The sequence below is a fragment of the Amycolatopsis sp. NPDC005003 genome (assembly GCF_053600695.1).
Genome location: NZ_JBSGAI010000006.1, coordinates 1 through 13,069 on the forward strand (window position 1 = coordinate 1; position 13,069 = coordinate 13,069).

Here is a 13,069-nt window from a genome sequence, read left to right on the forward strand (position 1 = left end):
GTGAGTGTTTAGTCGGGTTCTAACCCGACTAAACACTCACGACCCCTGCGACAGAGCTGACCGGCCCGGCGGAGCAGCCCGCTCAGCGAGCCAGCGAGACGAGCCCTTCGACGACCTCGGCCGGGCTGGGCTGCTCCCGGCTCTCCTTCGCCAGCCCCATCGCGGCTTCCCGGTAGCCCGCGTCGCCGAGAATCTTGGCCGCCGCCGTCCGGATCGTCTCGGTGTCCGCCTCCGCGAGGTCCAGCTTGATGCCCGCGCCCGCGGCCGAGACCAGGGTCGAGATGAGGCGCTGGTCCGGCAGCTGGGGAATCATCAGCTGCGGGGTTCCGCAGGACACCGCCGTCAGCGCGGTGCTCGGGCCCGCCTGCGAGATCAGCAGGTCGCAGCTGGGCAGCAGGGCGTGCAGCGGGATCCGCTCGACGATCCGGACGTTGCCCGGCACCGGGCCGACCGCGGCCAGGTCGTCGCCGGCCACCGTCGCCACCACTTCGACCGGCAGCCCCGCCGCCGCGTGGACGAGGCGGTCGATGACGCATTCGTAGAACGCCAGCTGGGAACTGGTCGTGCCGTAGGTCACGCAGATCCGCGGCCGGGTCCGCGGCCCGGCGGCCCACGCCGGCAGCACCGTCGCGCCGTTGAACGGGACGTAGCGCATGTGCCGCCGGGTGAAGTCGCCGGGCACCTGCAGGGCGGGCGGGCAGTGGTCCACGGTCACCGCGCCCGAAACGTCCACTGTGGACAACCCGAGCGAGGATGCGGTCGCCGCGAGCGCCGCGGGTTCGAATGACCGGACGTAGGAGAGGATGTCGACGCCCCACAGGTGGCGCACGGCAGGGATGCCCAGCGCGTTCGCGACCAGCGCCGCGGCGTAGGTGCTCTCCTCGAACACCACCAGGTCCGGCCGCCAGGACCGCATCAGCGCCAGCAGCGGGCCGGCCATCTTCTCCGCGATCCCGGCGTAAGCGGACACCGTGCGGGACTCCTTGCCCGAGCCCCGCACCCGGGGATCCGCCGCCAGCAGCCCGGCCACCGCCGGCTCGATCTCCTCGTCCCGCCCGACGGCCACCGCGGGCAGCCCGGACGCCCGGACCACCGGGACGAGGGACGGCTGGCTCGCGACCCGGACCTCGTGGCCCGCGGCCCGGAAGGCCCAGCCCAGGGTCACCATGGGCTGGTAGTGCGTCGGCCACGCCCACGTGCAGAACAGAATTCGCATGCGAGCACGGTCTCTGCCCCGCCTCGGGAACGGCTCGAACCTGCTTCGCCGCCGCCCACCGGCCCACCCATCCTGGACCCGGACTCCAGCCGGTCTCGCGACGGTGGCCGGACTACTGGGTCGATCGCTACCGATCCGGCCACGGTCACGGCCGAACGGCTTCGTGGCCACGGTTGCGTGCCGCGTCGGGGCCGGCCGGATCGGTAGCTGGGCGGGAGGTGAACCGGCGTGCGCGTGCTGCTGGTCTCGTGGGCCTGGCCGTCCCATGTGCGGCCCCTGGTCCCGATCGGGTGGGCCTTCCGCGCGGCGGGGCACGACGTCCGGTTCGCCACGCAGCCCCGGCTGGCCGGCGCGGTGACCGGCGCGGGGCTGCCCGCGGTGTCCGTGGGCACCGGTGGTGACCACACCGCGTTGCTGGCCCGCGCCATGCGTCCGATCCGGCCGGGCCCGGACGCCGGGCCCGCCCCGGAGCGCGGCACCGGCAAGCGGCTCGGCCTGTCGGTCGCGCTCGCCGAAGACATGGCGGGCGACCTCGAAGCGTTCTGCCGCCACTGGGCGCCGGACCTCGTGCTCTACGAGCCGACCACCTACGCCGCGCCCCTGGTGGCCACGAAACTCGGCCTGCCGCACGTGCGCGTGCTGTGGGGCGTCGACTTCCACTCCCCGGCCCGTGCCTTCGAAAACCTGGCCTTCGCCGAGCTGTGCGGGAAACTGGGGATCGGCGCCTTCGACTCGGCCGGCACCGCCACCGTGGACCCGTGCCCGCCGTCGTTGCAGGTCGAAGTGCCCGGCCGCGTCCTGCGCACGAGGTACGTGCCCTACAACGGGACCGGCGCCGTGCCGGACTGGCTGTGGACCGAGCCGCGCCACCCCCGGGTGGTGCTCACCTGGGGCGTCTCGCCGCAGTTCAAGGGACCGGACGAATGGGCCGCCGCGGCGCGGCGGATGCGGGCGCTCGTGGCGGCGATCGCCCGGCCGGGCCTCGACCTGGTGGTCGCGGTCTCGAGCACGGACGCCCTCGGCGCGGACCTGCCCGACGGCGTCCGCCTGGTCGAGAACCTGCCGTTGCACCTGGTGCTGCCGAGCAGCGCGGTGCTGATCTCCCGCGGCGGCGCCGGCTCCATGATGACCGGGGTCGCGGCCGGCGTGCGGCAGGTCGTGGTGCCCGAGTACTTCCCGGATCTCGTGCCGTCCCGGCGGCTGGCCGCCACCGGCGCCGGTGTCCTGGTCGAAGACGACGAGCCGGAGTCGGTGCGGGCCGCGCTGGACGCGGTCCTCGCCGACGAGGCGGCCGCCGGTGCCGCCCGGCGGCTGCGGACCGAGGTGGCCGCGCAGGCCACCCTCGACGAAACGGTCGGCGAACTGCTCACGCTGGCCGGCACCCCGTGATCCACCCGGCGGCCGTCGCCGGCCGAGGAGGCCGTATGCGCTTGCTGTTCGTGTCGTGGGCCTGGCCCTCGCACCTGTTCCCGATGGTCCCCACGGCGTGGGGGCTGCGGCTCGCCGGGCACGAGGTCGTGCTCGCCTGCCCGCCGTCGCTGGTGCCGGTGGCGGCCCGGACCGGGCTGCCGGTGGCCCGGATCGGCGCCGACGTCGACCTCGCGCCGCGGATGAAGTCCTTCATGGACGGTGCGAAACCGCGCCGGGAGCGGCGGACCCCGCTCGACATGTTCGTCCCGGTCGCCGACGCCATGGCCGGCGACCTGCTCCGGTTCGCCCGCGACTGGCGCGCGGACGTCATCGTGCACGACCCGACGACCTACGCCGCCCCCGCCGTCGCCGCCGCGCTCGGGGTGCCGTCCGTGCGGCACCTGTGGGGCGTCGACTTCACCTACCCGCTGCGGATGTTCGAGGAAACCGCCTTCGCCGATCTCTACGAACGCCTCGGCGCCGGCGCGTGCGTGGTCAGCGGGGACACCCCGACGCTCGACCCGTGCCCACCGGGCCTGCAGCTGCCGGTGGAGTACACCCCGGTGCGGATGGCCTACCGGCCCTACAACGGCACCGCGGTCTACGAGCGCGGGCTTCGCGGCCGCGGCGAGGTGCCCCGGCTGTGCGTCACCTGGGGGACGACCAGCGGGAAGTTCGGCGCGGCCGGCTCGCTCCCCGCGCTCGTCTTCGCCGCCGCCGCCGACCTCGGTCTCGACGTCGTGTTCGCGACCTCGGGCGCCGAGGCGTTCGGCCCGGAGTACCCGAAGACCTGGCAGACCGTCGTGATGCAACCGCTCAACCTGGTGCTGCCGGGCTGCGACCTGGTGGTCCACCCCGGGGGATCGGGCAGTGCCCTCACCACCGTGCTCGCCGGGCTGCCGCAGGTGTGCCTGCCGCTCATCCCGGACCAGGAGACCAACGCGGCCCAGCTGGCCGGCGCCGGTGCCGGAGCGCGGGTCGGCGCCGACGGCGCGACCGTCGAAGCGATCCGGGACGTCCTCACCGAACTCCTGGCCGACCCCTCGTTCACCGAGGCCGCGGCCGCGCTGCGCGAGGAGTCCCGCGCGTTGCCGGACCCGGCCGAGGCGGGCGCAGGGCTGCTCGCCGCGGTGGGAGGCTGACGTGCGCGTCCTGCTGACCTCGTGGGCCTGGCCCACGCACTACTTCTGGCTCACGCCGATCGCGTGGTCCCTGCGGGCCGCCGGGCACGAGGTGCTGGTCGCGGTGCCGCCCGGCGCGGTGCCCGGGGTGACCCGCGGCGGCCTGCCGGCCGCCGCCGTCGGAGCCGACTTCGACGTGCTGCCGATCATCGAGAAGTACTACTGGGCCTCGCCGCTGGCCGAGGAGGCCGCGGCGGGCGAGCCGACCGACTGGGCGGCGGCCCGCGCCGCGGGGGAACAGCCCCTGTCCGTCTACGCGCTCATCGCGAAGGTCATGCAGGACGACCTGGTCGCCCTCGTCCGCCGGTGGCACCCCGACCTCCTGGTGTTCGACGCGGTCACCTACGCCGGACCGCTCGCCGCGGCCGCGTGCGGAGTGCCCGCGGTGCGCCAGATCTGGGGCGTGGACTACAGCTCGTACCTCACCGGGTTCGCGCCGCGGGCGCTCGCCGCCCACCGGGCCGCGCTCGGCCTCGACGACCTCGACGTGCTCGGGGCGGCCACGCTGGACCCGTGCCCGCCGAGCCTCCAGCGCCGCGACGACGTGCGCCGGCTCTTCGCCCGGCACCTGCCGTTCAACGGCTCCGGCACCGTCCCGCGCTGGCTGCTCGACCCCCCGCGCCGCAAGCGGATCTGCGTCACCTGGGGCACCATCGCGCACGTGCTCGGCGAGCGCGCGTTCGGCGTGGACAAGGTGCTGGGCGCCTTCGCCGAGATCGACGCCGAGGTCGTCTGCGCGGTCTCGCCCCGGGACCGCGCGCGGCTCGGCGTGCTCCCGGCGAACGTCCGGGTGGCCGAGAACCTGCCGCTGCACCTGCTGCTGCCGAGCTGCGACCTGATCGTCTCCCAAGGCGGCGCCGGTGCGGTCGCGTCGGCCGTGACGGCGGGCGTGCCGCAGGTGTGCGTGCCGCACTTCGGCGAGCACGTGCTCAACAGCCGGGTGATCGCGGACGCCGGCGCGGGCGAGCTGGTCCCGCTCGACGCCGCGACCGCGGATTCCGTCGGGGCCGCCGTGCTGCGGGTGCTCGGTTCAGCGTCGCACGAGCAGGCCGCGGCGGCGCTGGCCGAGGAGGCCGCCGCGCAGCCGTCACTGTCCGAAGTGGCCGCCGGGTTGCCGGAACTGGCCGGGGTGAAAGGGAGCGGCCCGTGCGGGTGATGTTCACCTTGTGGAACTGGACGACCCACCTCTACCCGATGGTGCCGCTGGCGTGGTCGTTGCGCGCGGCGGGGCACGAGGTGGTCGTGGCGACCCAGCCGGGACTGGTGCCCGCGGTGCGGGGCACCGGCCTGCCCGCGGTGGCCGTCGGCGCCGACGTCGACACCGCCGCGATGATGGGGCAGTACGTGCGGCGTGCGCGGCGGCACGACGCCCAGCTCGTGGAATGGGCGCAGATGCGCCGGTTCGGGCCGCGCAACTGCTGGCTCGGGGTCGCGGCGGCCGAGGCGATGAGCGGCGGCCTCCACGACTTCGCCCGCGTATGGCGGCCGGACCTGGTGGTGTTCGAGGCGACGACGTACGCCGGGCCGATCGTGGCGAGCCTGCTCGGCGTGCCCGCGGTCCGGCACACCTGGGGGATCGACTACGCCTGCCTCACCCGGGAGTTCGAGGACGAAGCACTGGCGGACCTGTGCGCCCGGTGGGGCCTGCCGGGAGTGGAACCGCTGGGGCAGGTCACCGTCGATCCGTGCCCGCCGAGCGTGCAGGTGGCGCCGGCCGGCCCGGTCCCCGGCGTGCCCGAGGTGACCCGGCTGCCCATGCGGTACGTGCCCTTCAACGGCCCCGGGGTGCTGCCCGGCTGGCTGACCGAACCGCGGCGCGGCAAGCGGATCTGCGTCACCTGGGGCTTGTCGAACGGGCGGTTCGACAAGGAGCTCGTCGTCACCGGCCGGGTCGTCGAAGCCCTCGCCGGGCTCGGCGCCGAGGTGGTGGCCGCCGTGCCGGCGGCCGAGGGGGAAGCGGTCGAGGCGGTCGCGCCGAACGTGCGGGTCGTGCGGGGAGTGCCGTTCCACGCGCTGCTGCCGACCTGCGACGCGGTGGTCTCCCAAGGCGGCCTCGGCACGCTCCTGACGGCGGTCGCCGCCGGGCTGCCCCAGGTCGTCGTGCCCCAGCGGGCGGATCTGATCCTCAACGCCCGTCAGCTCGCCGCGGCCGGTGCGGCCGATTTCGTCTTCCCCGGCGACGGTTTCGAGGAGCTCCTGACCGAAACGGTGGCCGCCGTGCTGGCCGGTTCCCTCGACGACGGCGCCCGGAAGCTTTCGGCCGAGCTGCACGAGCTGCCCACCCCGAACGAGATCGCCGCCCGGCTGCCGCCGCGCGAAGCGGCGTCGACCGCCGCTTGAGGCCGCGCGCCCAGGATGGCCGCCAAGGAGGAACAGATGACCACAGAGACGCTGTCCGTGCTGCACGGCCCCCGGGAGGCGTATTCCGAAGGCGCGCGCATCGAAGAGCTGGTCGCGCGCACCGCCGAGCGCTGCGGTGACGCGGTGGCGCTGCGGTGGCGCGAGACCGAAGTGACCTACGCCGAGCTCATGGCGGACGCCGCGGCGGCCGCCTCGGCGCTGGCGGCGGCCGGGATCGGCCCGGGTGACATCGTGGCGGTGCGGGCGCCGCGCACCCCGCGCCTGGTCGCGGTGCTGCTCGGCGTGCTGCGCACCGGCGCCGCCTACGCCTGTGCGCCCCCGGACTGGCCGCTGGACCGGGTGCGGCAGCTGATCGAGCGGACCGGGGCGAAGCTGCTGCTGAGCCACGAGCCGTTCGCCGGGGTGTCCACACTGGACATCGATGCGCTGCCGGGCGGGGCGCCGGTGCCCGCACACGGGCTCGACGGCACGGCGCCGTTCTGCGTGTTCCTGACCTCCGGCAGCACCGGCGTGCCGAAGGCCGCGCTCGCGCCGCACAGCGGCGTCGCCCGCACCGCGCTGGACCGGCGGCACGGGCACGACGGCCGGATCGTCTCGCTCCAGCAGGCGAACCCGGCGTGGGACGTGTTCGCGTTCGAGCTCTGGGTGCCGTTGATCAAGGGCGGCACCGCCGTGCTCCACGACGGCGGGCACCTGAGCGGCCCGCAGGTCCGCGCGCGGATCGGCGAAGGCGTGACGCTCATCGCGATGGCGTCGACGCTGTTCAACGCGCTGGTGGACGACGACGTCGAGTGCTTCGCCGGCGCGCGGGTGCTGTTCGTCGGCGGCGAGCGGGCTTCGGCCGCCCACGTGAAGCGGTGCCTGCGCGCGCATCCCGGCCTGCGGGTGGTCAACGCCTACGGGCCCGTGGAGAACACGGTGAGCACCACCGCGTGGGCCACCACGGACCCGGACTTCGGCGACGAGGTCCCGATCGGCACCCCGTCGGTGAACACCTCGGTGTACCTGCTCGACGAGGACCGCCGGATCGTCCCGGCCGGGGAGACCGGCGAGATCGTGACGACCGGCGACGGCGTGTGCTTCGGGTACGTCGGCGACGAAGCCGAGACGGCGAAACGGTTCGCCACGCTGGCCCTGGACGGGGTGCCCCGCCGGGCGTACTTCACCGGCGACCTGGCGCGGCTCGACGAAGCGGGCCGGCTGGTGTTCGTCGGCCGCCGCGACCGGCAGCTCAAGGTCCGCGGGGTCCGGATCGAAGCCGAGGAGGTCGAGCGGATCGTCGAGGCGGTGCCCGGGGTCTCCGCGGGCGTGGTGGTGCCGCTGCCGTTCGACGGCGCGGTGAAGACCAGCCTGGCCGCGTTCTACGTCGGCGAGGGCGTGCCGCCGGAGCTGGTGCGCAAGGCCGTCGCCACGGTCCTGCCCGCCGGCTTCGTCCCCGACGTCGTCTTCGCCGTGGCGGAGTTCCCCCTGCTGCCCAACGGGAAGCTCGACCAGCGAGCCCTCGCCGAAGCGGCGGAAGGTACGGGCACCGCGGCGTCCGCCGACGACGGCGTGGGCCTCGAAGCCACCCTCCGGGAGGTCGCCTCCGACGTGCTCGGCTACCGGGTGGGCGTCGACGACGACATCTTCGACCGGGGCGCCACCTCGCTCACCGCGATCCGCATCTCCACGCGGGTCGGCGCGCTGTTCGGCCGGCTGCTCGCGGTGCCCGAGATCCTCGCCGCGCGCACCCCGCGGGCCATCGCCGCGGCCGTGGCCGAAGCGCCGGCCCTCGAGCCCGGTGTCGCCGGCCACCACGACCCCGGACCGGAGACCGCGTACGAGCCGGACCACGTCCCGTTCACCGTCGCCGAGTTCTGGCACGCCCAGAAGCAGGCCGGCCACCTCGAGGAAGCCGTCGTGCCGGTGATCTACCGGATCCGCGGTGCCGTCGACCGGGCCGCGCTCGGCCGGGCGCTCGACCACGTCGTCGCCCGGCACGAGGTGCTGCGGGCCCGGTTCGCCGAGGGCGGCCGCACGCCGAAGGTGCGGATCCACCCGGCCGCCGAACTGGCCGGGCTGCTGACCGACCGCCCGGCGGCCACGACGGCGGAGGCGGTCCGGGACGCGTGCGCCTGGGTGATGCGCCCGTTCGACCTGGGCGCCGACTTCCCGATCCGGGCCGCGTACTACCCGGTGTCCGCCACCGAATCGGTGCTCGCGGTGGGGATCCACCACATCTCGTTCGACGGGTGGTCCGGCCAGGTCTTCGCCGCGGACCTGGTCCGCTCCTACGACGCCTTCCTCGCCGGGCGGCCCGGCCTGGCCGAGTGGCCGGCCAGCTACTACCGCGTTTCGGCCGAGCAGTGGGAGCGGTACCGCGACCGGTACCCGCTCGCGGTCTACACCAAGCAGACGGCCATGGCCGACGCGCCGGAGCTGCGCTTCCCGCTGCCCGGCCCCCGGCCGTGGGGCGGGCCGGCGGCCGAGGTCGGCCTCGACATCGACGAGGTGCTGCTGCCGGCGGTCGGCCGGGCCGCCGCCGCGGTCGGTGGCACCGTGATGGCCGTCTTCTACGCGGCCTACGTGCTGCTCCTGCGGGAACTGACCGGCGAGCCGTCACCGGCGGTCGCGCTGCCGACCACCGGGCGGTTCACCGAGGAGGCCGGCGACGTCATCGGGTGCCTCGCGAGCATGGTCCCGATGCGCCCGCCCGCCGGGATCGACGACCCGGCCGAGCTCGCCGCGGCGGCCGCGCGGCAGCTGCGGGAGGTGATGCGGCCCCCGCTGGTGCCGCTCACCGCGGTGATGCCGTCGATCCCCGAGGGCCACCAGCGGCATCCGCTGCTGCAGGCCTACCTGCTGCAGGAGGAGATGCCCCCGGGGGCGGTGCGGTTCGGCGACGCGCGGGCCGAGCTGGTCCGGGTGCCGCCGCGCAACGCCCTGCCGGAGATCACCTTGGAGCTGTGGCCGCACCCGGCCGTCGGCGGGGTGCTGCGGTACCGGACCGACGCGATCGGCGAGGAGCAGGCCCGTGGCCTCGCCGGCCGGCTCATCGACCACGTGACGCGGGTCGTCCGTGCCCTGGAGGGAAAACTGTGACTTCCGAGAAGACCGTTACGCCCGATATCGAAGCCCTGATCCGGGCCGCGGGCGGGCGCCCGGACGAGGTCCGCGCCCGGCTGGACGCGCTCGGCCTCGCCCGGGTCGCCGAGCTCGCGGTGGCCGAGTGGACGCTGCGGCTCGACCCGCCCGTGAACCCGCTCGAAATCCACATCGGACTGTCCGTTTCGGACGGCCACGAGTCCGCGGACCACACGTGGGTGCTGCGGGCCGGCGAGCCGGTGCGCGTGCTGCCGGGTCTGCACCCCGGCTGCGACGTCCGGCTGCGCTACGACGCCGAGGACCTGATCACCGAACTGTGGGGGCCCTCGCGCGGGCGCTCGTCGCCCGCCCGCGCCTACGAACTGGCGACCGCGATGGACACCTCCTTCCCGCCCCGCGAACGCCAGCCCTCCATCGCCGCGGCGTCGGCCACCCTCACCGCGGCGCTTTCGGCGCGGGCGCCGGACCTGGGGGCGCTGGCCGTCCGGTACGGCTCGGACAAGTGGGGCCAGACGCACTGGTTCACCCAGCACTACGAGCGGCATTTCGCGCCGCTGCGCGAGGAACCGCTGCGGTTGCTGGAAATCGGCGTCGGCGGCTACGAGGACGAGGAGTCCGGGGGCGGTTCGCTGAAGATGTGGCGCCGCTACTTCCCGCGGGCCTCGGTGTTCGGGCTCGACTACTTCGACAAGTCCCGGTTCTCCGGACCGCGGCTGACCGTGCTGCGCGGTGACCAGAACGACCCGGCCCAGCTCGACGCGCTGGCCAAGGAGCACGGGCCGTTCGACATCGTGATCGACGACGGCAGCCACATCAACGAACACGTGCTCACCTCGTTCCGGGCGCTGTTCCCGTACGTGCGCACCGGGGGCTTCTACGTGATCGAGGACCTGTGGACCTCGTACCTGCCCGGCTACGGCGGTGACGACCGCGACTTGGGCGTGCCCACGACGATGCTCGGGTTGCTGAAGACCCTGCTGGACGACCTGCACCACCAGGAGCGTGACACCGGCGGCGAGCCGTCGCGTGGTATCGACGGCTCGCCGTCGGTGACCGAGGCCGGGCTGGTCGGCATGCACGTCTACCACAACATCGCGTTCCTGGAGAAGGGCCGCAACGCCGAAGGCGGCATCCCGCGCTGGATGCCCCGCGCTCCGCACTGGTGAACCCCGGTGTTCCCCTCGCCCCGCGGGCGAGGGGAACACCGGCGTCAGGTCAGGACCGGCGCCGTCAGGTAGCGGTCGAGGACGCGCTGGTAGTACGTCGGGCCGAGGCCGAACCGGGTCACCACGTCGGGGATCAGCCGGGTCAGCTTCGCCAGCGAGACCGGCACCGCCGAGGTCGTCCGGGGCGGCTGCGGGCAGTACTCGCGCTCGACGCTCCGGCCGAGCCGGTTTTCGATGTGCCGGATGATGTCCTCGATCGGCACCGCCACCCCGGACCCGAGGTTGACCACCTGCCCGGTCACCCCGCGCGTCAGCAGGATGTCGATCATCGAGATCGCGTGCTCGACGTCGAGCAGATCCCGGTGCGCCTGCTCGTAGACGCGCACCCGGCCCGACCGCACCTGGGCGACCAGTGCCGGCAGCAGCTGGTGGGCGCGCTGGTTGTGGCCGACCAGGTTGGTCATCCGCAGGATCAGGTGCTCCACCCCGGAGCCGGCGACCACGGCCTCCATGGCCAGCTTGTGCCTGCCGTAGGCGAGCGGCGGGAAGACCACGTCGTCCTCGCGGGTCGGGCAGTCGGCCGCGCCGTACATCGCGCCGGACGCCGTCGACAGGTACACCAGCCGCTCGCCGGTGCGCCGGCAGCGGCGGAGGATGTCGTACAACCCCGCCGCGTCCTTGCCGTAGTCCTCCGGTGAGGTCACGGTCGTGGTCGCGACCCCGGTGGCGAGGATGACCGTGCGCGGATGGTCGATGCCGTGTTCGTGCAGGTTCTTGGCCATGAAACCGCGTCCGATGATCTCCACCGGTGCTCCTCTCGGTCCGGGTCGGCCCAGCCCGGATCGTCGGGCGGCGGACTCGAAGGCCCGTCCAATGTGGCTCATGCGATTCGTCCTTCGAACGGAGGACACCGCGGATCGATCGTTCGCACCTCGCCGGGGGCGAACCGGGGTCGCTAGCCTGGCGCCATGCTGAAGGACACCGTGATCAGGACGCGCGGCCTGCGGAAGAAGTACCGGGACACCGTGGCGCTCGACGTCGTGGATCTCGATGTCGAACAGGGCGAGATCTTCGCGCTGCTCGGGCCGAACGGCGCCGGCAAGACGACGCTGACCGAGATCCTCGAGGGCTTCCGCGACCGGGACTCCGGGGAGATCGACGTGCTCGGCGAGGATCCCGGCAAGGCGAGCCTCGCCTGGCGCACGCGGGTGGGCGTGGTCCTGCAGAACTCGCAGGACTACGCGCAGCTGACGGTGCTCGAGGTGCTCACGCACTTCGCCTCCTTCTACCCGGACGCGCGGCGCCCGGCCGAGCTGGTCGAGGCCGTCGGGCTGACCGGCCACGAGCACAAGCGGGCCGTGCAGCTGTCCGGCGGGCAGCGGCGGCGGCTCGACGTGGCGCTCGGCCTGGTCGGCCGTCCGGAGCTGCTCTTCCTCGACGAGCCGACCACCGGCTTCGACCCCGAGGTGCGGCGGCAGTTCTGGGACCTGGTGGCCGGCCTGCGCGAAGAGGGCACCACGATCCTGCTGACCACCCACTACCTCGACGAGGCCGAGCACCTGGCCGACCGGGTCGGGGTGCTGAGCAAGGGCGCGCTCGTGGACGTCGACACCCCGGCGCGCCTCGGCGGCCGGCACCTGCTCGAGGCGGTCGTGTCCTGGACCGACGCCGACGGCCCGCACGAGGTGCGGAGCCCGAACCCGACGCGGACCGTGCTGGAGCTGGCCGCGCGGTTCGGCGACGACATCCCCGGCCTCGCCGTCCGGCGGCCGACCCTCGAAGACGTCTACCTGAGCATGATCGGAGCGACCGGTGACTGAGACCAAAGCCGCGAACCGGGCGATCCGGCTCCCCGTGCCCGCGTGGCGGATCGGGCTGGCGCGCGGCTCGCTGGAGATCAAGCAGTTCTTCCGCGAGAAGGGCCAGGTGATCTTCACCTTCGCCCTGCCGGTGATCATGCTGGTGCTGCTGGCGAGCATCTTCCGGGGCCGGATCGGCGACACCGGCGTGGACGCCCAGCAGATCTACGTCACCGGGATGCTCGGGGTCGGCATCCTGTCGACCTCGTTCCAGAGCATGGTGCTCCAGGTGGCGGGCGAGCGCGCGAACGGAACGTTGAAGCGGCTGCGCGGGACGCCGATGCCGCGCAGCGCCTACTTCGTCGGCAAGATCGCGGTCGTGCTGGTGTCCAGCCTCGGCCAGGCGGTGGTGCTGCTCGGGGTCGGCACCCTCTTCTTCGGCCTGCACCTGCCGTCCGACGCGGCGCACTGGCTGACGTTCCTGTGGGTCTACGTGCTCGGCATCGTCGCGTGCACGCTGCTCGGCCTGGCCTACTCGAGCGTGGTGCCGGCCGCGAGCGCGGGCGCGATGGTGTTCCTGCCGGTGATCACCCTGCAGTTCATCTCCGGGGTGTTCATCCCGTTCAACCAGCTGCCCGACGTGCTGCAGAAGGTCGCCGCGGTGTTCCCGCTCAAGTGGCTCTGCCAGGGCATGCGCTCGGTGTTCCTGCCGGACGCCTTCCAGCAGTACGAACCCGGGCTGTCCTGGGCGCACGGGCGGGTCGCGCTGGTGCTCGCCGGGTACGGCGTGCTTGGGTTGGTCCTGTGCCTGACGACGTTCCGCTGGAAGGGTCGCGACGACGGGTGAAGGCT

The 13,069-nt window shown here is 73.9% G+C and carries 10 protein-coding genes; 8 read left to right on the top strand and 2 right to left on the bottom strand.

Annotation, left to right across the window (positions count from 1 at the left end; genetic code table 11):
* Nucleotides 1–82: 82 nt before the first annotated feature.
* Nucleotides 83–1,216, bottom strand: coding sequence for a glycosyltransferase (locus ACWED2_RS08910; protein WP_449689875.1), 1,134 nt, complete (start codon nt 1,214–1,216; stop codon nt 83–85).
* 228 nt (nt 1,217–1,444) lie between these two features.
* Here ACWED2_RS08910 and ACWED2_RS08915 point away from each other — a divergent pair, with 228 nt between their 5' ends.
* Genes ACWED2_RS08915 through ACWED2_RS08940 form a run of 6 tightly spaced genes read left to right on the top strand, consistent with a single transcriptional unit; the run spans nt 1,445 to nt 10,418 of the window.
* Nucleotides 1,445–2,605 (top strand): nucleotide disphospho-sugar-binding domain-containing protein, encoded by a 1,161-nt coding sequence (locus ACWED2_RS08915; RefSeq protein WP_449689876.1) that lies wholly within the window; start codon nt 1,445–1,447, stop codon nt 2,603–2,605.
* Between the two features lie 35 nt (nt 2,606–2,640).
* Complete coding sequence (locus ACWED2_RS08920; protein ID WP_449689877.1) at nt 2,641–3,768, top strand: glycosyltransferase; 1,128 nt, start codon at nt 2,641–2,643, stop codon at nt 3,766–3,768.
* Between the two features lies 1 nt (nt 3,769).
* Nucleotides 3,770–4,963, top strand: a complete 1,194-nt coding sequence (locus ACWED2_RS08925; protein ID WP_449689878.1) for a nucleotide disphospho-sugar-binding domain-containing protein — start codon at nt 3,770–3,772, stop codon at nt 4,961–4,963.
* Nucleotides 4,963–6,147 (top strand): nucleotide disphospho-sugar-binding domain-containing protein, encoded by a 1,185-nt coding sequence (locus tag ACWED2_RS08930; protein WP_449690128.1) that lies wholly within the window; start codon nt 4,963–4,965, stop codon nt 6,145–6,147. Before ACWED2_RS08925 ends, ACWED2_RS08930 begins: the two co-directional genes overlap by 1 nt.
* 36 nt (nt 6,148–6,183) lie before the next feature.
* Nucleotides 6,184–9,249: an AMP-binding protein gene (locus tag ACWED2_RS08935; RefSeq protein WP_449689879.1), complete on the top strand. Its 3,066-nt coding sequence runs from the start codon at nt 6,184–6,186 to the stop codon at nt 9,247–9,249.
* Nucleotides 9,246–10,418 (top strand): class I SAM-dependent methyltransferase, encoded by a 1,173-nt coding sequence (locus tag ACWED2_RS08940; protein ID WP_449689880.1) that lies wholly within the window; start codon nt 9,246–9,248, stop codon nt 10,416–10,418. Before ACWED2_RS08935 ends, ACWED2_RS08940 begins: the two co-directional genes overlap by 4 nt.
* A 44-nt stretch (nt 10,419–10,462) precedes the next feature.
* On the opposite strand, the gene ACWED2_RS08945 is transcribed toward ACWED2_RS08940, so the two are convergent.
* Nucleotides 10,463–11,224 carry an NAD-dependent epimerase/dehydratase family protein gene (locus tag ACWED2_RS08945; protein WP_449689881.1) on the bottom strand — a complete coding sequence of 254 codons (762 nt, stop codon included), beginning with the start codon at nt 11,222–11,224 and terminating at the stop codon, nt 10,463–10,465.
* A gap of 162 nt (nt 11,225–11,386) precedes the next feature.
* On the opposite strand from ACWED2_RS08945, the gene ACWED2_RS08950 reads away from it, so the two are divergent.
* Together ACWED2_RS08950 and ACWED2_RS08955 are read left to right on the top strand one after the other, a co-directional pair.
* Nucleotides 11,387–12,238: an ABC transporter ATP-binding protein gene (locus ACWED2_RS08950; protein ID WP_449689882.1), complete on the top strand. Its 852-nt coding sequence runs from the start codon at nt 11,387–11,389 to the stop codon at nt 12,236–12,238.
* Nucleotides 12,231–13,064, top strand: a complete 834-nt coding sequence (locus ACWED2_RS08955) for an ABC transporter permease (RefSeq protein ID WP_449689883.1) — start codon at nt 12,231–12,233, stop codon at nt 13,062–13,064. Before ACWED2_RS08950 ends, ACWED2_RS08955 begins: the two co-directional genes overlap by 8 nt.
* Nucleotides 13,065–13,069: the final 5 nt, after the last annotated feature.